Annotated in this window: 27 protein-coding genes, 1 tRNA gene and 1 pseudogene; 12 read left to right on the forward strand and 17 right to left on the reverse strand. The window is 63.9% G+C overall.

The features are described from left to right. Positions 1-11: 11 nt before the first annotated feature. The 10 genes from ABIB00_RS31980 to ABIB00_RS32025 form a co-directional block, all read right to left on the reverse strand. Complete coding sequence (locus ABIB00_RS31980; protein ID WP_354107100.1) at positions 12-917, reverse strand: NAD(P)/FAD-dependent oxidoreductase; 906 nt, start codon at positions 915-917, stop codon at positions 12-14. After that, positions 914-1,990 (reverse strand): flavodoxin family protein, encoded by a 1,077-nt coding sequence (locus ABIB00_RS31985; RefSeq protein WP_354107101.1) that lies wholly within the window; start codon positions 1,988-1,990, stop codon positions 914-916. The genes ABIB00_RS31980 and ABIB00_RS31985 overlap by 4 nt, the downstream gene beginning before the upstream one ends. Positions 1,991-2,056: 66 nt before the next feature. After that, positions 2,057-2,263 carry a hypothetical protein gene (locus tag ABIB00_RS31990; RefSeq protein WP_354107102.1) on the reverse strand — a complete coding sequence of 69 codons (207 nt, stop codon included), beginning with the start codon at positions 2,261-2,263 and terminating at the stop codon, positions 2,057-2,059. Then, positions 2,260-2,466, reverse strand: a complete 207-nt coding sequence (locus tag ABIB00_RS31995) for a hypothetical protein (protein WP_247340727.1) — start codon at positions 2,464-2,466, stop codon at positions 2,260-2,262. Before ABIB00_RS31995 ends, ABIB00_RS31990 begins: the two co-directional genes overlap by 4 nt. Before the next feature lie 297 nt (positions 2,467-2,763). Further along, on the reverse strand, positions 2,764-2,964 hold the full coding sequence (locus tag ABIB00_RS32000) for a hypothetical protein (protein WP_247340728.1): 201 nt from the start codon (positions 2,962-2,964) through the stop codon (positions 2,764-2,766). A 134-nt stretch (positions 2,965-3,098) separates the two neighbouring features. After that, entirely contained in the window at positions 3,099-3,281 is a 183-nt protein-coding gene (locus tag ABIB00_RS32005; protein WP_249803826.1) for a hypothetical protein, read from the reverse strand. Positions 3,282-3,455: 174 nt separating this feature from the next. Then, the gene (locus ABIB00_RS32010) at positions 3,456-4,202 is read right to left on the reverse strand and encodes a Crp/Fnr family transcriptional regulator (protein WP_247445865.1); all 747 of its coding nucleotides are present in this window, start codon (positions 4,200-4,202) and stop codon (positions 3,456-3,458) included. Beyond that, on the reverse strand, positions 4,202-7,363 hold the full coding sequence (locus ABIB00_RS32015) for a CheR family methyltransferase (protein WP_354107103.1): 3,162 nt from the start codon (positions 7,361-7,363) through the stop codon (positions 4,202-4,204). The genes ABIB00_RS32010 and ABIB00_RS32015 overlap by 1 nt, the downstream gene beginning before the upstream one ends. A gap of 351 nt (positions 7,364-7,714) precedes the next feature. Beyond that, a complete protein-coding gene (locus ABIB00_RS32020) occupies positions 7,715-7,981 on the reverse strand; it encodes a hypothetical protein (protein WP_354053080.1) in 267 nt (88 codons plus the stop codon). Further along, positions 7,978-9,000, reverse strand: a complete 1,023-nt coding sequence (locus ABIB00_RS32025) for a chemotaxis protein CheB (RefSeq protein WP_247340734.1) — start codon at positions 8,998-9,000, stop codon at positions 7,978-7,980. The genes ABIB00_RS32020 and ABIB00_RS32025 overlap by 4 nt, the downstream gene beginning before the upstream one ends. An 87-nt stretch (positions 9,001-9,087) precedes the next feature. Here ABIB00_RS32025 and ABIB00_RS32030 point away from each other — a divergent pair, with 87 nt between their 5' ends. Then, positions 9,088-9,492, forward strand: coding sequence for a response regulator (locus ABIB00_RS32030; RefSeq protein ID WP_354053082.1), 405 nt, complete (start codon positions 9,088-9,090; stop codon positions 9,490-9,492). Between the two features lie 341 nt (positions 9,493-9,833). Here ABIB00_RS32030 and ABIB00_RS32035 read toward each other — a convergent pair whose 3' ends face one another. Then, positions 9,834-10,616 carry an SDR family NAD(P)-dependent oxidoreductase gene (locus ABIB00_RS32035; protein WP_354107104.1) on the reverse strand — a complete coding sequence of 261 codons (783 nt, stop codon included), beginning with the start codon at positions 10,614-10,616 and terminating at the stop codon, positions 9,834-9,836. Between the two features lie 173 nt (positions 10,617-10,789). Between ABIB00_RS32035 and ABIB00_RS32040 the strand changes: the two genes are divergently transcribed. From ABIB00_RS32040 to ABIB00_RS32060, 5 genes are all read left to right on the forward strand, one after another. Continuing rightward, the gene (locus ABIB00_RS32040; RefSeq protein WP_354107105.1) at positions 10,790-11,965 is read left to right on the forward strand and encodes a zinc-dependent alcohol dehydrogenase; all 1,176 of its coding nucleotides are present in this window, start codon (positions 10,790-10,792) and stop codon (positions 11,963-11,965) included. 12 nt (positions 11,966-11,977) lie between these two features. Then, positions 11,978-12,517, forward strand: coding sequence for a hypothetical protein (locus ABIB00_RS32045; RefSeq protein WP_354107106.1), 540 nt, complete (start codon positions 11,978-11,980; stop codon positions 12,515-12,517). A 27-nt stretch (positions 12,518-12,544) separates the two neighbouring features. Then, positions 12,545-14,149, forward strand: a complete 1,605-nt coding sequence (locus tag ABIB00_RS32050) for an alpha-amylase family glycosyl hydrolase (protein ID WP_354107107.1) — start codon at positions 12,545-12,547, stop codon at positions 14,147-14,149. A 156-nt stretch (positions 14,150-14,305) separates the two neighbouring features. Next, complete coding sequence (locus tag ABIB00_RS32055) at positions 14,306-14,485, forward strand: CsbD family protein (RefSeq protein WP_354107108.1); 180 nt, start codon at positions 14,306-14,308, stop codon at positions 14,483-14,485. 53 nt (positions 14,486-14,538) lie between these two features. Next, on the forward strand, positions 14,539-15,657 hold the full coding sequence (locus tag ABIB00_RS32060; protein ID WP_354107109.1) for a DUF305 domain-containing protein: 1,119 nt from the start codon (positions 14,539-14,541) through the stop codon (positions 15,655-15,657). Between the two features lie 12 nt (positions 15,658-15,669). Here ABIB00_RS32060 and ABIB00_RS32065 read toward each other — a convergent pair whose 3' ends face one another. Continuing rightward, complete coding sequence (locus ABIB00_RS32065; RefSeq protein WP_354107110.1) at positions 15,670-16,278, reverse strand: cysteine hydrolase family protein; 609 nt, start codon at positions 16,276-16,278, stop codon at positions 15,670-15,672. A gap of 285 nt (positions 16,279-16,563) precedes the next feature. Here ABIB00_RS32065 and ABIB00_RS32070 point away from each other — a divergent pair, with 285 nt between their 5' ends. Together ABIB00_RS32070 and ABIB00_RS32075 are read left to right on the forward strand one after the other, a co-directional pair. Beyond that, positions 16,564-16,938 (forward strand): hypothetical protein, encoded by a 375-nt coding sequence (locus ABIB00_RS32070; RefSeq protein ID WP_247445876.1) that lies wholly within the window; start codon positions 16,564-16,566, stop codon positions 16,936-16,938. 1 nt (position 16,939) lies between these two features. Continuing rightward, entirely contained in the window at positions 16,940-17,506 is a 567-nt protein-coding gene (locus tag ABIB00_RS32075) for a type II toxin-antitoxin system VapC family toxin (protein ID WP_354107111.1), read from the forward strand. A gap of 353 nt (positions 17,507-17,859) precedes the next feature. On the opposite strand, the gene ABIB00_RS32080 is transcribed toward ABIB00_RS32075, so the two are convergent. Together ABIB00_RS32080 and ABIB00_RS32085 are read right to left on the reverse strand one after the other, a co-directional pair. Beyond that, a tRNA-Leu gene (locus ABIB00_RS32080) sits at positions 17,860-17,944 on the reverse strand. A gap of 185 nt (positions 17,945-18,129) precedes the next feature. Further along, positions 18,130-18,372 carry a FliM/FliN family flagellar motor switch protein gene (locus ABIB00_RS32085; protein ID WP_011088012.1) on the reverse strand — a complete coding sequence of 81 codons (243 nt, stop codon included), beginning with the start codon at positions 18,370-18,372 and terminating at the stop codon, positions 18,130-18,132. 80 nt (positions 18,373-18,452) lie between these two features. On the opposite strand from ABIB00_RS32085, the gene lipB reads away from it, so the two are divergent. After that, positions 18,453-19,199, forward strand: coding sequence for a lipoyl(octanoyl) transferase LipB (gene lipB / locus ABIB00_RS32090; protein ID WP_354107112.1), 747 nt, complete (start codon positions 18,453-18,455; stop codon positions 19,197-19,199). Positions 19,200-19,397: 198 nt separating this feature from the next. After that, the gene (locus tag ABIB00_RS32095; protein ID WP_354107113.1) at positions 19,398-20,111 is read left to right on the forward strand and encodes a DNA helicase; all 714 of its coding nucleotides are present in this window, start codon (positions 19,398-19,400) and stop codon (positions 20,109-20,111) included. Positions 20,112-20,154: 43 nt separating this feature from the next. Here ABIB00_RS32095 and ABIB00_RS32100 read toward each other — a convergent pair. Then, positions 20,155-20,576, reverse strand: a pseudogene (locus ABIB00_RS32100) (tautomerase family protein). Between the two features lie 112 nt (positions 20,577-20,688). Between ABIB00_RS32100 and ABIB00_RS32105 the strand changes: the two are divergent. Continuing rightward, positions 20,689-21,543, forward strand: a complete 855-nt coding sequence (locus ABIB00_RS32105) for a LysR family transcriptional regulator (RefSeq protein WP_354107114.1) — start codon at positions 20,689-20,691, stop codon at positions 21,541-21,543. Positions 21,544-21,691: 148 nt separating this feature from the next. Continuing rightward, the gene (locus ABIB00_RS32110; protein WP_354107115.1) at positions 21,692-23,212 is read left to right on the forward strand and encodes a PAS domain-containing hybrid sensor histidine kinase/response regulator family protein; all 1,521 of its coding nucleotides are present in this window, start codon (positions 21,692-21,694) and stop codon (positions 23,210-23,212) included. A 45-nt stretch (positions 23,213-23,257) separates the two neighbouring features. On the opposite strand, the gene ABIB00_RS32115 is transcribed toward ABIB00_RS32110, so the two are convergent. Further along, positions 23,258-23,557: an acylphosphatase gene (locus tag ABIB00_RS32115; RefSeq protein ID WP_247340762.1), complete on the reverse strand. Its 300-nt coding sequence runs from the start codon at positions 23,555-23,557 to the stop codon at positions 23,258-23,260. Next, positions 23,554-24,420 (reverse strand): isocitrate lyase/PEP mutase family protein, encoded by an 867-nt coding sequence (locus ABIB00_RS32120; RefSeq protein WP_354107116.1) that lies wholly within the window; start codon positions 24,418-24,420, stop codon positions 23,554-23,556. Before ABIB00_RS32120 ends, ABIB00_RS32115 begins: the two co-directional genes overlap by 4 nt. Positions 24,421-24,547: the final 127 nt, after the last annotated feature.

Genomic DNA, 24,547 nt, shown 5'->3' on the forward strand with positions numbered 1-24,547 from the left:
TACCCCGTTCCTCATGCCAGCCGTCGCGGCAGGCTGCGGTGGATCGTGCAGGCGGCGACCGCGGCGTGGCCGAACGCGACCGAGATCTGGTGCAAGTCGGTGACGACGTCGCCGATCCCGTAGAGCCCGTCGACGGAGCTGCGCTGATGGTCGTCGACCTTCAGGTAACCCTCTCCGGTATGTTCGGCCACGAGCGTCATCGCGAGATGCGAGCGCACCTCCGCACCCATCACCGGGTAGACCATCTCGAATTGCGCCGTCCGGCCGCCTTCGAAGACGGCTTCGACGCCGTCGTCTCTCCGCCTCAGGCGCACGCCGGGCGCAACCACGACCTCGACACCTGCTTCAGTCAGCTCCGACACTGCGGCCTTCCCGTCATCCTCGCCCGTTGCGAGCAACGTCACGTCGCGGGAGTAGCCGCGCAGGAACAGCGCCTTGCCGGCGGCACGGTGAAGCGGGCCGACGATTCCGATACGGTGGCCGATCGCCTCGAAGGCGTCGCAGACCGGACAATAACGCAACAGCCCGTCCGCGACCGCGGCGCGCCATTCGTCGAACGGCGGATGGGTGTCGACGATACCGCAGGCAAGGATGACGGTGGCGGCCGCATGCACGTGGCCATTCCAGATCGCCTGAAAACCGAGGTCGTGCCGCCGCAAGGCGGTGACCTCGGCGGCCACCCGCGTGACCGCGAGTTCGTCCAGCTGCGCCGACATGCGTGCCATCAAGTCGGTGCCGGACAGGCCGTGGACGAAGCCCGGCACGTTGTGACTGCGCGGGATCAGCGCCGCACGGCTTGCGCCTGCGTCCACGACACAGACACGGCGCCGAAATCGCGCGAGGTAGATCGCGGCCATCAGCCCGGCCGGGCCGCCGCCGACGATCAGGCAATCATGCGATTGATTTTCCCCGCTCATTTGGGATTCGGATCGGACAGGCCCTCACCGGGCTCGCGAAGCTGTCCGCTCCGCGCCAGCCGGACCGCGTTGCCGAGCGCGCGCGCTGCATTCCGCACCTCCTCCTGGAATTCGCCATCGTCATCGAGCGCGCGGTGCGAGGTGGCGTATTGCTCCATGTAGCCAACGTAGCCGTCCAGCTCGGCGAAGCGGCCCGCCGAGATCAGCTGCATGTCGGTCAGCCAGTCCGACAAGGCGCGGCGCACGCCCTCGGCACCCACCGCATCGCCGTGAACGACGAGGCCGAAATGACGGCCGGCGAGATGGCGGGGATAAGACCACCCCTTCAGCTCCAGCGCCTTCGCCTCGGCGGCCTTTTTGCCGTGGGTCGAGGTCGGATCGGGATTGCCGCCGTCGGCGCAGACCATGCGGTCCATCATCGCCTTGAGCCCGGCGGGCACGTGATACCAGTTCACCGGCGTCACGATCAGGATGCCGTGGGCCGCGACCCACAGCGGATAGATATCGTTCATCCAGTCGCCGGTCTGCCCTAGCGAATAGTTCGGATAGCAGCTGCAGGGCCAGTGGCAGAGCGGCATCGCGGTTCCGACGCAAGACTTGCAGGGATGGATATGCTTGCCGAACTCCGAAGCCAGGCGCGACAGATCGAGGATGTCGACGGCAAACCCAAGCTCGGCAAAAACCGGTTCAGCAAGCTCGACCAGACGCCACGTCTTGGACATCTCGCCGGGACAGGTGTGCTCGCTGCGGGCCGAGCCGTTGATGATGAGGATACGCGGCGTCTCGTCCGCATCGTCATGAATTCGCTGCGCCGCCAGGATTTTCGCGCGCGCGTCGAGCCAGTCGATGGCGATGTCGTAGTCGGGATCGGAGAATCCGGCGCCCGCCTTTCGCGTCAGCGGGACCTTGCGTGAATGGCTGTAGGCATCCCAGGCAGCGCCGACGATGGCATCGAGCTCGCGCTGGAGCGGTGCAAAGGCGGGATCGACGAACTGGTTTTTGTAACGCCGTTCGAACGCCTCGCGCGACAGCTTGACGGGCGGCATCCCCTTGCGAACGTCGGCTTCCGTCATGCTGGCTCCTGGCGAAGTCGGACCAGCCCGACCAACCCGGGACGCAGCGCGCGGTTCCTCGTTACTCTAGCAGTGAGCGACGTCCGGCGGCAGGTCGAATTGCGCGATCCGCTGGTCCAGCCGCCACAGCTCGATGCTGTGGCCCAGCACGAGCGATGCCGCTTCGCGCTTGGCCTGCTCGTCATCATCGCAGACGAGATTGATGCATCCGAACACATGCCCGTCCGGATCGATCTGGAATGCGCGGTAGTGCCTGATTCTCCGCACCGTCATCCTCCACGTCTCGGGTAGACGGGCGTGCTCAACCATTCCGTCAGGTGCGAGGTCGCGTCGTTTTGCTTGGCGCGCCGAAGCAGCATGTCGCGCTCCTTGCCAGGCGGCAGGCTGCGCGCGCGTTCGCGAGCGGTTTCGGCGAATGTCGCCAACCGTTCCTGGAGCGATTGGGTCTGTTTCCTGCGATTGCGTTTGGCGGTCATTGTACTTTCACAAAGCGCTTTGGTTGGAAGGAAATTGGCCCCGGCGGGAGGTCCGGCGCCAGGGCCCAGGTTTCCGTGCCGGTTGGGGGCGGCCCAGCCCGGCAACGTTGGCAGCTTCGGCCGCAACCGCCGGTTCCGGCATTTCAATAAGTTAACGGTGCATGATTTTGCTGGTGCGAAGCACCGCGACCGGGCAGCGGATGCGCATCACTTCGCGCGCCGGCGCGACTTCGACTGCGCCGCGAAGCGGCGTTGAATGGGGCACCATTCCGGCGCTGCGCATTCGCTTCGCCGGCCCTATTCCGGCGGCTGCAGCCCCGGCGACCGCAGCCACTCGCTCATCTGAGAACCGGTTTCCGCCTGACGCGCCCTGCGCAACATCTCGTCGCGTGCAGCGCCGGGCGGGAGCGACTTGGCCTGTTCGCGAAGCCGCTCGGCTTCCGCGGCCAGGCGCACTTCCAGTGCATCCGTTTGCTTGACACGATGCCGCGTCAACATGAAGAGTTCTCCCTGTTCGTGGACAGAGCGCGCCGTTGCGTCCTTCTCTGACGGCTTCCATAGCCAGACCGGAGCGGAGGCTCAACGTTCCGGACCGCGAACGGTTTCTCCATGCCAGGCAACTATCGAAGGGCCTACTCTTCCCGGTGGTCGCGAAGGGCCTTGATCTCCGAGCGCAACATCGCGCTTTCCATCACCACTCGGCGCACCTCGCGCGTGGCATCATCAAGCTGATCCGCGAGCGCTCTGTGCTGCGCCCGGAGGGCGCGGCTCGCTTCGATCGCGCGCTCAGCGCGGGCAAACAGGACGTCGTTCATGGAGCGACGATAGAAGCTTCGGGACCACAGCGCCTTTACGTAAGTTACGTAAGTTACTCAAAACCAGCCATCCGCTCAAATCATCCGCGAACGTTAACCTGGATCAAGTATCTCGGAACCTGTCGACCGCCCGCGGCCGAGGACCCACGTACCGTCCCAAGCAAAAAAGAGTGCTTAGCCCCGCCGATAGAGTTGCAGATAGCTCGGCGAGAACAGCGCCGCATCCTTGAGCGCATCGAGATCGGTGATGGTCAGCGTGCGATCGCGCAGCACGATCAGGCCGGAGGCCCGCAGTTCCTGAACCGTGCGGTTGAGATGGACCACCGACAGCCCGGTGGCGTCCGCAAGATCCATTTGCGTCACCGGCATCACGCAGGAATTGCCGTCGACCATGCCGACGGGACGCAGCCGCTCGATAATCTCGCAGAACAAGTGGGCCACGCGTTCAAACGCCACCCGGCGGCCGAGATTGATGGCCCATTCGCGCTGGATGGCGTTGTTGACGAGGGTCTCACACCAGAACGCTTCCGCCAGCGCGCGGTCGCCCGCCACCAGACCCTCGAACCGCGCACGCTTGATTTCGGTGTAGACAACCGGCGTCATCGCCGCGATGGAATGATCCATCACCGACAGCAGGAACGCGTGCGCGTCGCAACTCTCGCCGGGAAACAGAAAGTTGACGATCTGGCGCCGACCGTCCTCGAGCGTCTTGTAGCGGCAGAGCCAGCCCGACAGCACGAGGCGGACACTGTCGACCGGATCGCCCTCCGAGATCAGATCCTCGCCCGATCCTGCGCGCTGGATTCCCTCGAGCATTGCGTATTCAAGCGAGGTGCGGGCCTCCGTCGACAAGGGCCTCAGCACGTTCAGCCGGCGAATGACCGGGTCCACCATGCTGCGATCTAGCGTCGACAAGGGCATCAGTTGGCCACCGCCGGTGTATGAAACGCCCGCTTGCTAAGAGGAATTGTGATCGTGCATTCCAATCCCCTGGGATTGAATGCCATCGTGGTCTGCCCCTTGAACTCGAACGCGAGTGTGCGCTCCAGAAGCTCGGTCCCAAATCCTTTGTGCGGCGGCAGCGCAACCGGCGGCCCGCCGCGCTCCCGCCACTCGAACACCAGCTCCGCCGGCTCGGTGCCCTGCTCAATGCGCCAGGAAATCTCGATGCGACCTATCGGTCGGCTCAGGGCGCCGTATTTCAGCGCGTTGGTCGCGAGCTCGTGAATGGCAAGCGCGAAGGTTTCCGCTGCCTTCGAGTGAAAACGCACCGTGGGACCGCTGACACGCACCTGCTCGCCTTCCCTGGCATTATAGGCCAGCAGCTCCTCGACGGCGAGGTATTCGAGATCTACGCCGCCTTCAGGATCGCGGGTCACGAGTGCCTGGGTACGGGCGAATGCGTTGAGCCGGCCATCGAGATGGGAAGCAAACTCCTCGACTGTCGAACTGCTATCGGCCGTGCGACGGGCGATCGAGCGCACCACGCCGAGCGTGTTGCGGACCCGATGCTGGAGCTCGGCCAGCAGCAGGCGCTGCCGCTCCTCGGCGCGGGTAATGGCGGTGATGTCAACGAAGGTGATGACGACTCCGGCGATGAAATTGTCGATGCTGCGATAGGGCAGGATGCGCACGATGTAGCGCGTGCCGCTGTCCGGCTCCCTCAACTCGCGCTCGGCGCTGGCAAGCGTCCGCAGCACCCCGCGAATGTCGCCATAGAGCTCCTCGATCGGGATGCGCGCCTTGATGTGCGCGATGGGGCGGCCCGTGTCGGTCTCGACGAGATGCAGAACCTGCGTGATCGCCGGCGTGAAGTTCATCACGCGCAAATCGTTGTCGAGGAACACGGTCGCGATCTGCGTGCTCTCCAGGAAATTCTCGAGATCGCTGGTGGCGCGCGTCAATTCCTGGACCCGATGAGCCAGCTCGCCGTTGACGGTGGTCAGTTCCTCGTTGACCGACTGCAATTCCTCGCGTGAAGTTTCGAGCTCTTCGTTCGCGGACTGAAGCTCTTCGTTGAGCGACTGGTATTCCTCGTTCGAGGACTTCAGCTCCTCGTTGGTGCTTTCGAGCTCTTCGATGGTCGCCTGAAGGCGCTCCCGCGTCGCCCGCAGCTCGCCTTCGATACGCTCGACGTGCTCCGTCTGCACCAGCGCATTGGGATAGCCCTCGTCGGCATCCATGGTGCGCACCGGGCCATCCTTGAACAGGACGACGAAATTGCGGTGGTCGCCATCCTGGATCGGCTCCGCCGTGATGTCGACGAGAATGCGATGGCCATTGACGCCGAGCTGCACCTGCTCGGTATGGGCGGGCTCATTGTTCTCCGCCGCGCGGCTGAGCACCGTTCGCAGCTCCAGGCGGAGATCGCGATGGACGAGTTGGAGCAGGTCGAGCGTGGCGGCGCCTGCCGTCGGCTCGATGTAGCGGCCGGTGCGCCCGGAGAAGTGTAGGACCTGAAAGTTGCCGTCGGTGATGACATAGGCGGGCGCGTAGCGCTCCGCGACCCGTTGCGCGCGGCGCTCCAGACCGACGTCGGGACGGAACGAGCGCAGCGGCGGCACCTCGGCGGGAGCCCTGCCCGCAGCGGTCGTGATCGGAAATTCCGGCGGCAGCCGCGTTCCGGTCTCGAGCTTCTTGAAGATGCGGGCGCGGCGGTCGATCGGCACGAACAGCTTTGGATGCCGCGTCACGTTCTCGGAATTGCCGAGGAACAGGAAGCGATCCGGCAGAAGCGCGAAGTGGAATAGCGGAATCACCCGGTTCTGCAATTCGGCATTGAGGTAGATCAGCAGGTTGCGGCAGGAGACGAGATCAAGCTTGGAGAACGGTGCGTCCTTGATCACGTTATGCTGCGAGAAGATGCACATTTCGCGCAGGTCCTTGACCACGCAATAGGTATCGCCCTCGCGCACGAACCAGCGCGCCAGGCGCTCCCTGGTCATGTCCGCCTCGATCTTGGTGCGGTAACGACCGACGCGCGCGGTCGCCAGTGCCCGTCCGTCGATGTCGGTAGCGAAGATCTGAACCTGCGGGGCGGAGTCCATTTTGGCCATGTGCTCGCGCAGGAGGATACCGATCGAATAGGCCTCCTCTCCCGTGGCGCAGCCGAGCACCCAGACGCGAACCTGCTGGCCCGCGCTCTTGCCTTCGAAGATCTTCGGGACGATCTGGCTCTCCAGCACTTCGAACTCGCGCTTGTCGCGGAAGAATTCGGTGACGCCGATCAAGAGATCGTTGAAGAGGTGCAGCGCCTCGTCCTGGTCGTTGCGCAGGAAATCGACATAGGCGGAAATCTCGGCGATCTGAACCACCTGCATCCGCCGCTGCACGCGGCGCAGAAAGGTGTTCTGCTTGTAGCCGTGGAAATCATTGCCGGTCTTGCTGCGCAGGACGTCGGCGATGCGCGACAGCGAGCTCGCCGCAGCGGCCAGTCCCTCATCGAACCCCTGCTTCTCGTCCAGCCGCCGCAGATGACGGGCATAGACCTGGATGTGCTCGGCGATTTCTTCCGCGGTCAGCACGTAGTCGGCGATCGCCGCCGGCGTATTGGCGTCCTTCAGATGATCAGCCTCGTCACTCGCGCCCTTTTCGGCGATGGCGAGACCACCGTGATCCTTCAGCGTCGCGGTACCCAGCGTGCCATCGCCGCCGATGCCGGACAGGATCACGCCGATCGATTGCTCGGCGCGTTCTTCCGCCAGCGACACCAGGAAGCTGTCGATCGTGGCCCGCTCGCCGGGCGCCTGCTCGGCCTCGCGGACCGCGAAGCGACCGCCATGGATCGTCGTGATCATCGCCGGCGGGCACAGATAGACCGTGCCGCCCTCGATGGTCTGGCCGTCGCTGATGTCGGCGATCTTGCCGCCGCTGGAATTTCGCACGATCCGGCGCAGCCGCGGCTCATCGAACGCCTCATGATGTTGAAGCGCCAGCACGACGGCCTGGTCGGCGCCTAGGGTCAGTTTGGCAAAGAAGCGCTCGATGCTATCCAGAGCTGCCGGCGGGGCGCCCACCCCGATGATCAGCGGGGACCTGGTCTGGTGCTCTCTTTCGACCGGCTGGTCGCCGATTTCATGCATGATCTCGGTAGCTCTCATTCAGTGACGTGAACCAGCGGGTCGCCCGCTCGCCGCAAATAGCAGACTTGATGTTATCCCAACAGGTGAAAGGCGGATATGTCACGCTGCGTTCCATACCGCGAGCATCGTTGTCAATTCCCGGCCAAAGGCCCATAGTTGCGTGCGGCAGGAGCCCCGTGATGCAGACGTCCGACGAACTCGCGGCCCTGATCAGGCTGGCCGAGGACGCCACCGCGACCGCCCGTCGGCTGCTCCGCGAGAACGATCGTTTGCGCCGCAGCGCCAAGCGGCAACTCGATTTTATGTACGAGCTCGGCGTAGAGTTCGGACGGCCTGCCAGCGCGCCCTGGATCACTCCGGGCCGACTTGCTGCCGAAGATAGGCAATCCGCTGCTGGATCAGGACGCGATGGCGCAGCCATTCCGTCAGAGTCTGCTTCAGCGCCTCCACCAACCGTTCCGCCTGGCCCGCGTCGCAGCCGCCGGCACTGAGTTGACGGACCCGATCCTCCTGGTCGCGGATGCGTTGCGAACCCTCCTCGATATCACGATCGGCCTTGATCAGATGGCGGCGCTCGGTATCGAGCTGCTCGGTCCATTCGGCGAGGGAGATGGTCATGGCGACACCCTCAAGCCTTCCGCTTGCGAAACCGGAGGATCGAGCGATTTTAGCACAACGCGCCGGATCATGTCGGCATATTCGCGATATTCGGCAGCCCGCGTCCCGTACATCTCGGCGACCGCAGGCCGGCCGCTGCGCCGGCCGTCGGTCGCCATGCGCTGCACCAACTCAGCCCGCTCCTCGATGATGCGCAGCGCGACCCGCAGGGCTTCATCCACCCGCCCCTCCTGCTCTTTTGCGAGGATGTCGCCGGTGAAGGCGTGACCGACCTGGCAACGGAAGCGCATCGGACGCGCTTCCTTGATCTCGGACAGCACGCCCCCGCAGGCCGGACAGGTCAGCGCAACCGGATCAGCCACGGAGAGGAGATTGTCACTGCCGATCCGTTCGCCGGCCGCGATCTCGACCTCGAGTCGGATCTCCGGCGGGATCGGCAGCGCGGCGCCGGCAGTCTCCCTGGCGAGATCGGACAGGACATCACCCATTCCGGCGCCGGGGACGCAAAGATCGATGATGGTCGCCTCCAGGGCGCTCCTTGGCATTTCATCGGCGATGGCGTCCGAGGGGTCCTGAACCACCGAGATCCCTCCGCAGCGCTTGATGGCGTTGAGACCGGCCGCACCGTCGGACAGCAGGCCGCTCAGGAGCACGCCGATCACGCGCGGGCCGTAATTGATGGCGGCCGAGCGAAACAAGGCGTCGATGGCCGGCCGGACCATGTTCTCGCGCGGACCGCGCCCGAGGAACACGCGATCCTCGGACAGCAGCAGATGATGGTCCGGTGCGGCCAGATAAACCTGGCTGGGCTCTATCTTCATGCCGTTTTCGGCCTGCCGGACCGGAAGCGGGCCCGCGCTGCTGGCCACTGTCGAGAGAATGCCGATGCCCTGCGCGGGAATGTGCAGGACGATGAACACCGCCGCGGGCAGATCGGGCGGCAGGCGGCCCAGTATCTGCTTCAGCGGTGCGGTCGCGCCGGCCGAGCCACCTATGACGATGATGTCGCGGTTGCTCATGGAACCCACTTTCTTCTGTAGCGTTTGTACCAAGGCGGGTCACCGCCCTATGTTCCTAGGACGGGAAAGGAAAGCATGGGAGGCACCATGACGATCTCGCCCACGTGGTCACATCCGCTGTCGCCGCTCAGCGGGCGGCGGATTTTCGTTGTCGAGGACGAATATTTTCTCGCCGATGACATTGGCAGGGCATGTCGCGCGCTCGGCGCAGATGTCGCGGGCCCGGTGGGTGATCTCGACGACGCACTCAGGATCCTGCACGACGGCAGCATCCTCGATGCCGCCGTGCTCGACGTGAACATCCGCAGTGAGATGATCTTTCCGGTGGCCCGTGAACTGAAGGCAAGGAACGTACCCTTCGTCTTCACGACCGGATACGACAAGGTCGCCATTAGTCCGGAATTCCACGACGTGCCGATCCTGGAAAAACCGATTGATCTGCCGGCGATGGCACAGAGGCTGGCCGCGCTCATCGCCGATCCGCACGGTTGAGCCGAACGGCGATCAGAACAGATGCGCTAAAGCGAGCCAGCCGCTCACCGCCAGGCACAGAAGGACCGCAGCATAAGGCAGCATGACGCGCAAGACATGACCCCTTCCCGCCGTCAGCCCATCATCATCCAGACGATTGCGCCCAACATCACGAGGAAACCCGTGATTGCCGTCGCGACAAAAGCCTGTTCGACGCGATCCATCGCCACAGCCCCTCTTTCCAGCCGAACCAGTCTGACGGCTCGAGGAGCTTTGCGCATTAGGCTATGTGAATCGGCGTTCTCCTTTGTCGGTCCGCGGGATTGGCCGCGCCACTCAGCGCAGATTGCGACCGTATCGTTCTAAGACTTCGCCGTGCCCGGCTCGGCTATCTTGCGATGCTGCTTGGCCAACATCTCATTCGGTGTGACGTTGGCGACCGTGGTCTGGATCTTGTTCTTCAGTCCGGTCACGATGTCGGACTCGCCGGCCAACATGGCGTCGAAGCCGGCCTTCGCGACCTCAGCCGCGTCGTCCTTCTTCTCGGTGCCGACCTTGGTGTCCATCATGTCGGCGCGGTCGAAGAACTCCGTTTCCGTGGCGCCCGGCATCAGGCAGGTGACGGTGACGCCGCTGTCGCGAAGCTCCTCGCGCAGCGCGAAGGAGAACGAGTCGAGGAAAGCCTTGCTGGCGTTGTAGACCGCCTGAAAACTGCCCGGCGTGAAGCCGGCGATCGAGCCCGTGATCAGGATGCGGCCCGAATTGCGACGGCGCATCTCGTTGCCGGCCCGATGGATCAGATAAAGCGTGCCGGTGATGTTGGTGTCGACGAGGTGTTTGACCCTGGCAAAATCCTGATCGAGGAACGCCTTGCCAAGGCCGACACCGGCATTGGCCAGCAGCGCGCCGATCGGCCGGTCGCCGACCGCGGCGCAGAGCTTGTCGACACCTTCAGTGGTGGCGAGATCGGCCTCGACCGCCTCGACGCTGGCGCCGAGCTTGCGGAGATCGACGGCCACTCTCTCGATCTCGGGCTCGTCCGCCGCGATGACAAGGTTGAAACCGGCTTGGGCACAGCATCTGGCGAGTTCCAGGCCAATACCGGTGGAGGCGCCGGTGACGACGGCGAACTGCTTGGCGGACATGAGCGTATCCTTGCGATGGCGTTGATGACGCTCCAATGGCTGCGACCCCCTCTCGTTCCTATCCAAGCCAAACCTCAAGTCAAAGCATGTGCGGCGCGATGATTTTCCACGTGCAATAGCAACCATCGTTCGTTGTTCGACTTGGATGCCTCGTAGCTCGCGGGAGGACAGAGATGAAGGCGCTGGTTTGGCACGGCAAGGAAGACATCCGCTGCGACACCGTCACCGATCCCGAGATTCAGGACCCGCGCGATGCCATCATTAAAGTCACGAGCTGCGCCATCTGCGGCTCAGACCTGCACCTCTTTCACAACTACATTCCCGGCATGCTGCCCGGGGACATCATGGGCCACGAGACCATGGGCGAAGTGGTGGAAGTCGGCTCGGGCGTCGACGGCAAGCTGAAGAAGGGCGACCGCATCGTCGTCCCCTTCACGATCATTTGCGGCGAATGCGACCAGTGCAAGCGCGGCAATTTCTCGGTCTGCGAGACCACCAACCGCAAGCGTCACCTCGCCGAAAAAGCGTTCGGTCATTCCTGCGCCGGCCTGTTCGGCTATACGCATCTGACCGGCGGCTATCCCGGCGGCCAGGCCGAATATCTGCGCGTGCCGTTTGCCGACGCCACCCACATCAAGGTGCCCGCCGGCCTTCCCGACGAACAATTGCTGTTTCTCAGCGACATCTTCCCGACCGGCTGGCAGGCCGCGGTGCAATGCGACATCGAGCCGACCGATACGGTCGCGATCTGGGGCTGCGGTCCCGTGGGGCAGATGGCGATCCGCAGCGCCATCCTGCTCGGCGCCAATCAGGTAATCGCGATCGACTGCCTGCCCGAGCGGCTCAGCATGGCCGAAGCCGGCGGCGCCACCACCATCAACTTCGAAAACGAAAGCGTTCTGGAGCGGCTCAAGGAGCTCACCGACGGCAGAGGCCCCGAAAAATGCATCGATTGCGTCGGGATGGAGTCGCACGTGATGGCCTCGCTGCCCGACACGCTGCTCGACCGCGCCAAGCAGATGGTGATGGTGGAGAGCGACCGGCCGCATGTGCTGCGCGAGATGATCTATGTCTGCCGCCCCGGCGGCATCATCTCGGTGCCGGGCGTGTACAGTGGATTCTCCGACATGCTTCCGATGGGCGCCTTCATGAACAAGGGCCTGACGATGCGCACCGGCCAGACCCACGTCAACCGCTGGACCGACGACCTGCTCCATCGCATTGAAGAAGGTCAGATCGATCCGTCCTTCGTCATCACCCACACCGTCCCGCTCAGCCAAGGCCCCGAGATGTATCAGGTGTTTCGCGACAAGCGCGACTCCTGCGTCAAGGTCGTGCTGAGGCCCTGAGGAGCTAGATCAATGTTTCATTTCTCCAACATCGTGCGTACCAAGGGTGACCCTAAGATCGTCGCGAGCGGACCAAGCCTGAGGCGGCCCGAAGACCAGCTTGCCCGTGCGCTGGGCTGGTTCAGCATCGGGCTCGGCGTCGTGGAATTCTTCGCGCCGAGGCGCGTCACGGAAACGCTGGGCATGGAAGGCCATGAGACGCTGGTCCGCGCCTTCGGCGTGCGGGAGATCATGGCCGGGATCGTGTCGCTCTCGGTCGACAAGAACGCCGGCCTGTGGGTCCGCGTCGGCGGCGACGGCCTCGATGCCGCCGCGCTGCTCTCGGGGCTGACGGCGGACAATCCCAAAAATGGCAATATCGCGCTGGCGCTGCTGATGGTCGGCGGCATCGCGATGCTCGACTATCGCGCCGCTCAGGACACCAGGCCGCGGCGGCCGACGCGCGATGCACGGCGCAAGCTGTATCCGAACCGCAGCGGCTTCCCCAAGGGCATCGAGAGCGCCAGAGCCGCGGCAAAGCAGATCGCAGCGCACGCCGCGGGACGGACCTGAGGAAGCACGCCGAGGTGATACAAGGCAATGAGCGACGAGTCCCGTGACGAAGGCCTGTGGTGGGAATCCGCCGTCATCTATGAAATCGCACCGATCTCGTTCCAGGACTCGGACGGCGACGGCAAAGGCGATCTCGCTGGACTGATATCGCGCATCGATTATCTGAAATGGCTCGGCGTCGACGCGGTTTGGCTGACGCCGATCTACAAGAGCCCCTTCCGCGACCTCGGCTACGACATCTCCGACTACTGCTCCATCGATCCTGCCTTCGGCGGCTTCGACGCGTTCGATCGCCTGCTCAAGGCCCTGCACGCGGCTGATATCCGCCTGATCCTCGATCTCGTGCCCAATCATACTGCGAACGATCACGCATGGTTTGTCGAGAGCAGCAGCTCACGGAACAGCGCGAAGGCCGATTGGTACATCTGGGCCGACGCGGCCGAGAATGGCGGTCCGCCCAACAACTGGCTGAGCCGTTTCGGTGGCAGCGGCTGGGAATGGTGCGAGGCGCGGCGGCAATATTATTATCATTCCTTCCTGGTCGAGCAGCCCGATCTGAACTGGCGCGACCCGCAGCTGCGCGCCGCGATCGCCGATGTCATGCGCTTCTGGCTCGATCGCGGCGTGGACGGCTTTCGCGTCGACGCCAGCGCGGTCCTGATCAAGGACGAGCTCCTGCGCGACAATCCGCAGAACCCGCAAGCGAAGGGCAAGCCGCCGCCGCAGCGCCAGACGCCCGTGTTCACGGACGACCGGCCGGAGACGATGGGTTGCATCGAATTCATCCGCGAGGTGATCGACTGCTATCCGGGGCGAATGTTGTGCGGCGAAGTCCAGGGCAAGACCGACCGCATCGGTCACTTCTACAGCAACGATCGGCCGCGCCTGCATCTGCCGCTCAATTTCGCGCTGCTCGACGCACCCTGGGATGCGTTGTCGCTGCAAGCGGCGATCGACGCGTATTTCAACGCCATCCCGGATCATGCATGGCCGGTCTGGGTGATCGGTGGTCACGACAAGCAACGGATCGCGAGCAAAATCGGCGACGCGCAGATGCGGGTTCTGGCGATGCTGCTGATGACGCTGCGGGGAACGCCGTTCTTCTTCATGGGCGACGAGATCGGCCGCAAGCGCGTTCCCGTTCCGCCCGACCGCGTCCGCGATCCCTTCGAGAAGCTCGTGCCGGGGTATGGCCTTTGCCGCGATCCCGAACGCGCTCCGATGCGTTGGGACGACAGCACCAACGGCGGCTTTACAACCGGCGATCCATGGCTGCCGCTGGAGCCGCCCGACGGCGCGGCCAACGTGGCCACGCAGCAGCGCGACCCGCGTTCGATCCTGGCACTGTTTCGCGCACTGATGACGCTACGGCGCGAGCATGCCTGCCTGCGCCACGGCGATTACGAGCCGCTACGCTCACAGAACGACGTTCTTGCCTACCGCCGGACGGTTGGCGGCAGCGACATTCTGGTCGCGCTCAACATCGCCGCCGAGCCGCGGAAATGGCACTGGCAAGGTTGCGGCCGTCTGCTGATGTCGACGCATCTGGACCGGCCGTCCGAGCCGTTGCCGGACGCCTCCATCCTGCTCCGCGGCAATGAAGGCGTGATCGTCGCACGCGAGGCAAGATGACGGCCGAGGAACCATCCGCGCCTCAGAGAGTCTCTTCAACGCTTCCGGCGTCCCTGCCGGAGACTGATTAGACAAAACCGCGGCCCCGGCGCTCACCCCTTTTCAAGCGCCGGGGTAGCGGCGTGAGCTTGGAGGCAGATCTATTGGAGGCAGCTCATGGGCAAGACGACGGGTCTTGAACAACGCATCGGCGGCAAGACAAGGCAGGCAATCGGCGAGATCATCGGGGACCAGGACCTCCACGATGACGGCAAGGCGCAGGCGCAGCGCGGCCGCGACGAACAGGACAAGCCGGGCGAGCCCGATCCACTGAAAAAGCTCAAGCAGCTGACGTGAACGCGGAGCCGCGACCGGCGCTTTCAAATGCAGGGTGGCGCACTGACGGAAGCGTGCCTCGAGCCGCCAAGAGACGGCGCCGTTCGCGCTGGATCGCCGCTGCCGAGCTTGGCCTGATCAGCAGCACCTTCTCGACCATCGTCAGCCAGCTCTTCGCCGCGCGCATCGGGCGCGATGCCGCCGTCGACTGGATGACGGTCGCCTCCATTCCCGCGCGCGATTGGGCGGTCAGCGCAGAGCCGTCGTGGAGCGTGATCCTTGCCGGGATCGCCTTTCACCAATGGGCGGACTTTTCGTGGGCGCTGGTCTTCTTCGGCGTGCTCGGGCGCTGGACCGCCGACCTGCGGCCGCTCACGATCCTGCTGCTCGCGCTGCCCTGGGCCGTGTTCTCTTCAAGCATGGAATGGTTCGTGCTGGTGCCGCTGTTTCCGTTCTGGCAGCCGCTGTTCACGCTGCAGCAGCCCTACTGGATCGGCCTGCTCGTCCATAGCTCCTCGGCCGTGATGTACCCCCTGTTCGCCCGGCTGCGCTGGACGCGGGGCGCAGCACCCGAGCGCGATGTTCGCTTCACCAGTGCCTGGACCACGGGCGCGCTGGCCGTGATGATGCTGCTCGGGGCGGTCGCGTTGTTCGGCAGCCATGGTTACGAGCCGCCGTGGATGGGCCGCGACAGGGACGCGGACCAGACCTACATCCGTCATATGACCGCGCATCACGCCCAGGGCATCGAGCTGGCGCGCATCGGCGCGGAGCGCGCGCAGGACCCGCATCTGCGCAAGCTGGCGATGCTGATGGTCGCGAGCCAGTCCGGCGAGAACCGGATTTTCGAGACCTGGTGGCTGAGCTGGTTCGACACCGAGATGCCCGACTGCAACACGGAAGAACGTGCCGCGATGCCGGGCTTCCTGACACAGGCCGCGATGCGACAGGTCAAGACCGCGCCGGCGGACCAATTCGACACGGTGTTCGTCGAGACGATGAGCAAGCATCACGTCGGCGCGGTCAGGATGGCCGACCAGATGTGGCATAGCGGCGGCGATCTGCGCCTGCGCGTCATGGCCCACGCCATCCGCCACGAACAGCAGGGCGAGATCGCACTGATGCACGGCGCCAGCGGCATCGCCGCCGTCGCCACGGCCTTCCGCAACATGCTCGGCGACAACGTCAATTGAGCGGACCGTCCCCTACTCCCGCCAGAACTCGGCCAATTCCTCGGCGGTCATCAGATCGACCTGGCCGTGAAAGCGGGTGCGGTACATCGTCATGAGCGCATCGTGGCCGACATCGGAGGAGCTGCACAGCGCATCCTCGATGATGACGACCCTGAAGCCGAGATCGACGGCGCTCAGGACCGTCGAGAGCACGCAGACGTCGGTTTCTGCGCCCGTGATCACGACCGTGCCGACGTTCTTCTCGATGAGCAGGCTGGCGAGGCCGGGATTGCTGAACGCGGAATAGGCCGGCTTGTCGATGACAGCAGCGGGCGGAACGAAGCGGCTCAGAGCCGGCACGAGTTCGAGACCGGATGGCGGCAAATGCTTGCGGGTCGCCTCGCGCCAATGACGAAAATAGCTCTGCCACTGTCCGGGACGATCTTCCGGATCTTCCGGCGTGATGAATCGCGTGAAGATCGTTCTGGCCTGATGACGCGAAACGATCGAGGCGATCGTCGGCAAAACTCTCGCCATCCAGGGCGTCGCCCAGAGGCCGCCCGGAGCGAAAATGTTCTGCATGTCGATGCAGAGATGAACGGCATCGCTGATGTCGGCAACCTCCGACGCGCTATCTCTCATCGTCCTCCACCGTCGAACCATAGCCACGCGCCGGCAGCCAGCATTTGCCCGGCGACCTCACCGACTGCAATGCGATCCCAACGGTCATCGTTCCCCATTAGCCCACACTGTGACGATCCAGCTGTCAAGAAGAAGTGGCCTGCCAAGAAAGGCGGCACAAAAACCGAAGCAGAACGCCGAGCCCTCCCTGATGGGGGCTCGCTTCTATTAGACGCCTTGAAGGTGGGGCAGCAAAGCGCTATGTTAGACAAAACTCATTTTTGTCTAACATACGGGCGAAATTCCATGGCAAAGGCATCAGCGAACAAGCCCACACTGCTCCGGGCGAAACGGAGGAGAGCTGCATCCAAGGGCAGCTCGGTACTGATAAAGACCTTTAAGCGTGAGCTTGCGACTAGCGGGCTTGTCGTGAGCAAGGCACGATTTGAAGCGGTCATGCTGGCGGCGGAACAATCTGGCCTTCTGAGCGAAAAAGGCAGCCGTATCGGTGGCCGGGTGAGTCCGGCCTTGGTCAGGCAGGCCAAGCGCCAGACGGGCATCGAGACGGATACGGACTTGATCGAGTTTGCGTTGGCGACGGTTGCACTTGAGGACAATTTCGCAGGCGCGTTCAAGGAGTCTCGATGCACGGTCGATCCAACGTTGAAGCTCGGTTTCTAAGGTGGCGGAATTCGACTTTGACGCGGCGCGACGTTGGGCGCGGTTCGATCCAGAAAACACGCTGGCACGGCGCAGCGACGATGAACTTCCATTCGTCAGCGCCAGCCTGATCGCCGGACAGGGACTACTGCTCGATACCTGCGTCTATATCGATCAAATGCAAGATCGTTCGCCTCAGGTCCTGGACGACCTGATCGCGCAGCGACAAGTCAACCATTCGACTGTCGCGATCCAGGAGTTGATGCACACGGTCGGCGTGCTAAATCCGTCCGACGTGCGAACCGCATCTGTCGTCGATGTGATCGGGAAGCAGATCAAAGCGATGCCGCCACACCGGATCTTTGCGCCGGACATAGAGGTGCTGGGACGAGCCGCGCTGCTATCTGGGATCCTCTGCCGCCTCCAGGGATATGAAAAGGACAGCAAGTTGCGCGCGCTTCAGGACTGCGTGCTCTTCCTGCAGGCACAAAAGCTCGGCGTCGTTGTCCTGACTGCAAATGTCGGCGACTATGATATTCTATGCCAGCTCATACCAACCGGACGCGTGCTATTCTATCGTTCGAAATGAACCCCCATTGATGCTTAAAAAAATTTGACGACACTTCTCTTGCCGACCTCCAAGCCCTGGTTGAGGCCAGAATCCCAAAGGCCGTCGCTTAGAGTTGTTCAAGTCAGGCTTTGGTGAATGAAAGTACGAACCCGCCTATCTCTACGATGGGCTACGCTACTGTCCTTTCGTAAGCAGATGGTGGTTTTCCTTCGCAAGATTTTGGCTCAAACAGAGCTGACCCCACAAAAGCGAACGCCGGAAGCACGTCGGAGAGACGCTGATGGAAAAGTTCAAAGAATAGATTCATTGCGAGTAACAACGCGGGAGTAGAAATCGCGAAAATAGTTTTTATATCAATGACTTATGATTTTTGGTGCGCTCGGAGGGACTCGAACCCCCACGATTTTACTCACTGCCACCTCAAGGCAGCGCGTCTACCAATTCCGCCACGAGCGCTTTTGGGGATGCCGGCTTGAGGCTTGAAGGCCAACCGGATCAACGGCGCCGATCTAACAAATCCATCAGAGGGGTACAAGCCTCCAAAGGCCCTGAATTCCACAAGCTTTGCAGGAAAGTTCCGGTGGCTTGACCCGGGAGAGCCCTTTACCGCGTGCCCGGCCCGCGACAGTGTGCCCCGGCCGCTACCGCGTGCCCGGCGTACGCGGCAGCATCTGCTTGACCTCGACCGCGATCCGGTTGCGATCGACCAGCACGACGCCGGAGGCGACCGGCAAATTATTGGCCAAAACCTTGACCTCGTCGGCCTCGGTTGCGTCCAGCTCGATGATGGCACCGCGGGAAAGACGTAATACTTGATGGATCGGCATGGTGGTCGTCCCGAGGACGACCATGAGATCCACGGTGACTTTGTCGAGAGTAGGCACTTCAGCACCACCGCAACTTGGGACTTGGACTAGGGACTTGGCATTTGCGCCTGGGATCATCACCCGGTTATGGTTAGCCAATGGTTAATTCACCCAAAAACCCCCGCCAAGATCAACGTCAAGACCTCGATTTGGCGTCGTTTTCTGCCGTAGACGGCGAACCCGTGGAGTGGCGGATTTCGGACGCGCCCGTGCCCTATCCGGAGGCCGTGGCCGAAATGGAGGCGCGCGTCGCGGCGATCGCGGCCGGTGACGCCCCGGAGCTGGTCTGGCTACTCGAACATCCCCCGCTCTACACCTCCGGCACCTCGGGCAAGGCCACCGACCTGCTCGATGCGCGATTCCCGACCTTTGCCACCGGGCGCGGCGGGCAGCTCACCTATCACGGGCCCGGCCAGCGGGTGGCGTATGTCATGCTCGACCTCAAGCGCCGGCGGCCGGACGTGCGGGCCTATGTCGCGAGCCTGGAGGAGCTGATTCTGCGGACGCTCGGCGCCTTCAACATCCGCGGCGAACGGCGGGAGGACCGGGTCGGCGTCTGGGTGAAGCGGCCCGACAAGGGACCCGAGCACGAGGACAAGATCGCCGCGATCGGCGTCCGGCTGAAGCGCTGGGTCTCGTTCCACGGCATCGCCATCAATGTCGAGCCGGAGCTGGAGCATTTCGCCGGCATCGTGCCCTGCGGCGTCGGCGATCCCCGCTACGGCGTTACCTCGCTGGTCGATCTCGGCCAGCTCGTGACGATGGCCGATATCGACGTCGCACTCCGGCAGGCCTTTGAGGAGCTGTTCGGGCCGACCCGGGCGCTGCTGCCGGAAGTCGTCTGACGTTTTCTGGAGAGCGCCCCGCCTGTCTCGTTCTCCGCCGACACGGAATCGGCTACGCTTGACCCCGGTGTCGCCCACGCCTCCCCCCTCCGCCGGGAAAGTAGAGACCATGCCGGGCGAATTGATCGTCGGACCGACTGTTCGAGCGCCAGGCATAAGGAGGGGTTGCGATCATGCTCGTAATGGGAGGTTCTCACGATGGAGCTGTCTGCACCGATCTATCATCTGAAGCGGCGAGCGAAGCGCATGTCGCGCGAGGAAGGCATTCCGTTGCACGATGCGCTTGACCGCATCGCCGCGACGGAAGGATTTTCCGCCTGGAGCATGCTCGCGGCGAAAGCTGCCGCAGCGACGCCGGCCAACAGGCTTTTCCCGCAATTTCAACCGGGCGATCTGGTGCTGGTCGGGGCGCGCCCCGGCCAGGGCAAGACCCTGATGAGCCTCGAACTTGCCGTGGAAGCGATGCGCTCGGGCCACCGCGCCGCGTTCTTCTCGCTCGAATACACCGAGAAAGACGTTCAGGATCGCTTTCGGATGATCGGCGTGGACCCGGCGGAATTCGAAAAACTCTTCGAGGTCGATTGCTCCGATGCCATCAGTGCCGATTACATCGTCAAGCAGATGGCCGCAGCACCGCGCGGCACAGTCGTGGTGATCGACTATCTGCAACTGCTCGACCAGCGGCGGGAAAACCCCGACCTCACCGTTCAAGTGCGCGCGCTGAAATCGTTCGCACGCGACAAGGGATTGATCGTCGTCTTCATCTCGCAGATCGATCGTTCCTATGATCCCTCGGTCAAGTCCTGCCCTGACCTTAGCGATGTCAGGCTGCCGAACCCGCTGGACCTCAAGCTGTTCGACAAGACCTGTTTCCTGAACAATTCCGAAGTCCAGTTTCGAATAGCGAGCTGACGATCAGGCCGCGGGTGAGATTGCTCACCCGCGACTTGCCGCCTCACGCCGCCTTCGGCGAAACATCGAGCTTGCCGGCGATGTAGCGCCGCTCCTGGGTCAGGCCGCCAAAGCCGTAGGCGTCGGCCTTGACCTCGTCGACGTGCAGGTACGTCTCGGGATGCAGCGGTCCCAAAATCCCGGCCATGCGCGTGAACATCGCGGCGAGATAGGCGGCCTTTTCGTCCTTGGTATTGGTGCCTTCGCTGACGTGGATGTCGATCCAGTAGCTCGCAAGCTTCTGCTCCGCGAGCGACTTGCCGCCCGCAAACCAGTCGCTCGCATCGACCGATTTCACGATGATGGCGGTGACCTCAGGATCCTTGTGCAGGATTGTTGCGGTGAGTTCGGACACGGCGCTTGCGATGTCGGCCTTCAGCGAGGGCGACTGGCGGGGGTGGTGTAGGACACGGTGATCAGCGGCATAATCGTTCTCCTCAAGATGTCGCGCGGTCCGCGCGGCGTTGATGAAAGAAATAGACCTCCCTCAGTCATTTTGGTATCTTATTTCTGCGGATAGCAGTGATAACCAATCATAATGACAGCAACACTCGACATCGCCACGGTCCGGGCCTTCCTGCTGGTCGCCGACCTCCAGAGCTTTACCCGCACCGCCGAGGCGCTCGGCACGACACAGGCGGCGGTCAGCCTGAAGCTGCAACGGCTGGAAACATTGCTCGGAAAGCGCCTCGTCGAGCGCTCGCCGCGCGCGGTCCGGCTCACGGCAGACGGCGCGACGTTCCTCGATCGCGCCCGCGCGCTGATCGCGGCGCATGACAGCGCGCTGTCGGGCGAGGCCCCAGTGGCGCAGTCGCTCTCGCTCGGCATCTCCGATCATGCTGCAGGCCCGGAGCTGGTGCCGCTGCTCGAACGGCTGCATGCGATGTCCTCAAACCTTACGCTCGCCGTCACCATTGGCTTCTCGCGCGAGATGCAGGACGCCTATGACGCGGGCGAGCTCGATGCGGTGATCGTCCGCCAGGAAGGCAGCCGCCGCGGCGGCGAGAAGCTGGCCGAGGACGAATTCGGCTGGTTCGCGTCAAGGCGCTTCACCTTGCCCAAGGGCGAAGCGCTGCCGCTCGCAACGCTCGCCCCGCCCTGCGGCGTCCGCGCCATCGCGGTGCGCGCGCTCGACAAGGCCGGCCTCGCCTGGCGTGAGCGTTTTGTCGGCGGCGGCGTCACGGCGGTGGTTGCAGCCGCCCTTGCCGGGCTTGCAATCGCACCACTGGCGCGGCGGATCGCGCCTCCCGGATTGGTCGATGTCGGATCCGCCTACAAGCTGCCGAAACTCGGCAGTTCGAAGGTGATGCTGCATTCGAAGGTCAGCGATCCAGCGAAACTGGCGGCGCTGCGTGCGGTGGCAGCGACGTTCCGGAGTGCGGTAGCGGCCTGACGCCGCACGGCTTTACGCCTCGAGTGCGCCGCGAGCGCCTGCCAGCTTGCGTCCTGCATACCGGCCCGCGATATTGCTTAAAAATGTTCCAAGCTCGGGGAACCATCCGCCATCTGTGGCGTTTGCTCCCGTCGAGTCGGGGTCCGGAATGATCGAAAAGTTAAATCAGCAGAGAGACTTGTTCGAGAGCGAACGCAGTTTCCGCCTGTTGGTTGAGGGAGTTGCGGACTACGCCCTCTACATGCTGGATCCCACCGGGATCATCACCAGCTGGAACATCGGCGGCGAGCGCATCAAGGGCTATTCTCCTGGGGAAATCCTCGGCCAGCACTTCTCCCGTTTCTATACCGAGAGCGACCGCGCCAACGGCAAGCCCGCCCGTGCCCTCGGCACTGCACGGGAAAAGGGCCGCTACGAGGAGGAAGGCTGGCGCGTCCGCAAAGACGGCACCTTCTTCTGGGCGAGCATCGTGATCGATCCGATCTACGAGGACGGCGACCTGGTCGGATTCGCCAAGATCACGCGCGACATCACCGAGCGGCGCAATACCCAGATCAAGCTCGAGGCCATGCAGAAGCAACTCGCCGAGTCCCAGAAGTTCGATGCGCTCGGCCAGCTCACCGGCGGGGTCGCTCACGACTTCAACAACCTCCTGATGATCATCAGCGGCAGCCTCCACATGCTGAAGCGAGGGGCCGACGACGAGGCCAAGATTCAGCGCGCGATCTCGGCCATCGAGACTGCCACCAAGCGCGGCGCGGCGCTGACCAACCAGCTCCTCACCTTCGCACGGCGGCAGAGCGTCAATCCGCAGGCGATCGACTTCGTCGACCGCATCACGGCGATCCGCGAGGTGCTCGATGCCGGCGTCGGCAGCTCCGTGCGCCTGGCCTTCGACGTCAGCGGCGATGTCTGGCCGATCAGGACCGACGTCTCCGAGCTCGAGACCGCGCTGCTCAACCTCGTCATCAATGCCCGCGACGCGATGCCCGACGGGGGCACGGTGACGATCGCTGCGCGCAATGCGGTGCTCGACGAGGCGCCCCTCGCCGGCGAATTCGTCGCGATCGACGTCACCGATACCGGGCTCGGCATTCCCTCCGACGTTCTCGACAAGATCTTCGAGCCGTTCTTCACGACCAAGCCGATCGGCAAGGGCACCGGTCTCGGCCTCTCCCAGGTGCACGGCTTTGCCCATCAGGCCGGCGGCACGGTGCGCGTCGCGAGCACGCTCTGCAAGGGCACGACCTTCACCATCCTCTTGCCGCGCGGAGAAGAAGCGCCATCGCGCGAGGCGGCGGGAGAACCTGCGTTCCACGGCAGCGGCACGGTGCTGCTGGTCGAGGACAATCCGGACGTCGCCACCGTCAGCATCGGACTTCTGGAGCAGCTCGGCTATCAGGTGCGCCGGGTTGCGGACGCCGAATCCGCGCTTCGCGAGATCGAGAAGAACGGCGTCGATTTCGTATTCTCGGACATCGTCATGCCCGGCAAGATGGACGGGCTCAGCCTCGCCCATCACCTTCGCCAGATCCGTCCCGGCCTGCCGATCCTGCTTGCCACCGGCTACAGCGACGTCGCCGCCGGGGTGCGCGGCGATTTCCCGATCCTGCGCAAGCCTTACGAGATCCACGAATTGAGCGAAGCGATCGCCAAGCTGCCGCGGTGAGGTTGCTTCTTCGTCTTCCCGCGTGCGGGAAGACGAAGTACCGGCCTACACCGTCGGCAACACCGAAAACGCCTCGCCTGCCCGGCGCAGGTTCAGCTCATCGACATCGGCCGTCTCGCTGGTGACGCTGTCCACGCGCGAGGACGGCGGGCCGTGGCGGCACAGCGCGACCATGTCGGCGACGTGCTTAGGCGATCCCACGAACAGCGCTTCGACGCTGCCGTCGCGGCGGTTGCGGACCCAGCCTTCGAGACCGCACGCCGTCGCCTGGTACTCGACCCAGGCCCGATAACCGACGCCCTGCACGCGGCCGCGGATCATGACCTGGAGGATTGCCCGGCTCACTTTTTCGGTCCGAGAAAGTCTGCGCTGCGCGCTTTCGCATCGGCTTCGCGCATGACGCGGCTGGTCAAGTCCGACGCTGGCAGGCCTTTGAGATTCTTCGGCGCGGTGCCGTCGCGCAGCGCCTTCTGCGTCTCGTACACCGCCTGGGTCGCCGCTGCGATCGGCGCGTGGCCCTGAAGCGCGATGCGCACGCGCTGGCTCTTGAGATAATCGATCGCGTTCAGTTCGTCCGGCGCACCGCCGAGGACGATCGGCAAGTGCGTGGCGGACGCGACCGCCTCGAGCTCGGCGCGCGACTTGATGCCGGTGAAAAACAGCGCATCGACGCCGGCGGCTTCATAGGCCCTGGCGCGGCGGATCGCATCCTCGATCGAGCTGACCGAGGCAGCCCCCGTGCGACCCATGATGACGAGTGAAGGATCGCTGCGGGCGTCAAGCGCGGCCTTCATCTTACCGACGCCCTCCTCCAGCGAGATCAGCTGGGTCTTTGCCTCGCGGAAGCCGGCCGGCAGCAGCGTGTCCTCGATGGTGAGGCCGGCGGCGCCCGCCGTCTCCAGCTCCTGCACCGTCCGGCGCACGTTGAGCGCATTGCCATAGCCGTGATCGGCATCGACCAGTACCGGAAGAGTTGCCGCGCGCGACATCCGCCGCATCTGTTCGGCAAGCTCGGTGAGCGTGATCAGCGTAATGTCGGGGTCGCCGAGCACAGCGAGCGAAGCCACCGAGCCGCCGAACATGCCGAGCGGGAAACCGAGATCCTCGGCGATGCGGATCGAGATGGCGTCGTAGACCGAGCCGGGATGGACGCAAGTCCCGCCCGACAGGATCGATCGCAGTTTTTCGCGGCGGGAACGAAAGGCCATGGTTGCCTCACTCTCAATTCCTCATCCTGAGGAGCGCGCTCTTACGCGCGTCTCGAAGGATGAAGGCCCGGCTGGTGGCCTCGCCCTTCGAGACGCCGCGTAGCGCGGCTCCTCAGGGTGAGGGTCT

This window comes from Bradyrhizobium sp. LB14.3 (assembly GCF_040547985.1).
GTDB lineage: Bacteria > Pseudomonadota > Alphaproteobacteria > Rhizobiales > Xanthobacteraceae > Bradyrhizobium.

Bases quoted from the DNA above. Each gene is read 5' to 3' on its own strand.
- ABIB00_RS31980 (WP_354107100.1), bottom strand. From the start codon at position 917: ATGAGCGGGGAAAATCAATCGCATGATTGCCTGATCGTCGGCGGCGGC.
- ABIB00_RS31985 (WP_354107101.1), bottom strand. From the start codon at position 1,990: ATGACGGAAGCCGACGTTCGCAAGGGGATGCCGCCCGTCAAGCTGTCG.
- ABIB00_RS31990 (WP_354107102.1), bottom strand. From the start codon at position 2,263: ATGACGGTGCGGAGAATCAGGCACTACCGCGCATTCCAGATCGATCCG.
- ABIB00_RS31995 (WP_247340727.1), bottom strand. From the start codon at position 2,466: ATGACCGCCAAACGCAATCGCAGGAAACAGACCCAATCGCTCCAGGAA.
- ABIB00_RS32000 (WP_247340728.1), bottom strand. From the start codon at position 2,964: ATGTTGACGCGGCATCGTGTCAAGCAAACGGATGCACTGGAAGTGCGC.
- ABIB00_RS32005 (WP_249803826.1), bottom strand. From the start codon at position 3,281: ATGAACGACGTCCTGTTTGCCCGCGCTGAGCGCGCGATCGAAGCGAGC.
- ABIB00_RS32010 (WP_247445865.1), bottom strand. From the start codon at position 4,202: ATGCCCTTGTCGACGCTAGATCGCAGCATGGTGGACCCGGTCATTCGC.
- ABIB00_RS32015 (WP_354107103.1), bottom strand. From the start codon at position 7,363: ATGCATGAAATCGGCGACCAGCCGGTCGAAAGAGAGCACCAGACCAGG.
- ABIB00_RS32020 (WP_354053080.1), bottom strand. From the start codon at position 7,981: ATGACCATCTCCCTCGCCGAATGGACCGAGCAGCTCGATACCGAGCGC.
- ABIB00_RS32025 (WP_247340734.1), bottom strand. From the start codon at position 9,000: ATGAGCAACCGCGACATCATCGTCATAGGTGGCTCGGCCGGCGCGACC.
- ABIB00_RS32030 (WP_354053082.1), top strand. From the start codon at position 9,088: ATGACGATCTCGCCCACGTGGTCACATCCGCTGTCGCCGCTCAGCGGG.
- ABIB00_RS32035 (WP_354107104.1), bottom strand. From the start codon at position 10,616: ATGTCCGCCAAGCAGTTCGCCGTCGTCACCGGCGCCTCCACCGGTATT.
- ABIB00_RS32040 (WP_354107105.1), top strand. From the start codon at position 10,790: ATGAAGGCGCTGGTTTGGCACGGCAAGGAAGACATCCGCTGCGACACC.
- ABIB00_RS32045 (WP_354107106.1), top strand. From the start codon at position 11,978: ATGTTTCATTTCTCCAACATCGTGCGTACCAAGGGTGACCCTAAGATC.
- ABIB00_RS32050 (WP_354107107.1), top strand. From the start codon at position 12,545: ATGAGCGACGAGTCCCGTGACGAAGGCCTGTGGTGGGAATCCGCCGTC.
- ABIB00_RS32055 (WP_354107108.1), top strand. From the start codon at position 14,306: ATGGGCAAGACGACGGGTCTTGAACAACGCATCGGCGGCAAGACAAGG.
- ABIB00_RS32065 (WP_354107110.1), bottom strand. From the start codon at position 16,278: ATGAGAGATAGCGCGTCGGAGGTTGCCGACATCAGCGATGCCGTTCAT.
- ABIB00_RS32070 (WP_247445876.1), top strand. From the start codon at position 16,564: ATGGCAAAGGCATCAGCGAACAAGCCCACACTGCTCCGGGCGAAACGG.
- lipB (WP_354107112.1), top strand. From the start codon at position 18,453: ATGGTTAATTCACCCAAAAACCCCCGCCAAGATCAACGTCAAGACCTC.
- ABIB00_RS32095 (WP_354107113.1), top strand. From the start codon at position 19,398: ATGGAGCTGTCTGCACCGATCTATCATCTGAAGCGGCGAGCGAAGCGC.
- ABIB00_RS32105 (WP_354107114.1), top strand. From the start codon at position 20,689: ATGACAGCAACACTCGACATCGCCACGGTCCGGGCCTTCCTGCTGGTC.
- ABIB00_RS32110 (WP_354107115.1), top strand. From the start codon at position 21,692: ATGATCGAAAAGTTAAATCAGCAGAGAGACTTGTTCGAGAGCGAACGC.
- ABIB00_RS32120 (WP_354107116.1), bottom strand. From the start codon at position 24,420: ATGGCCTTTCGTTCCCGCCGCGAAAAACTGCGATCGATCCTGTCGGGC.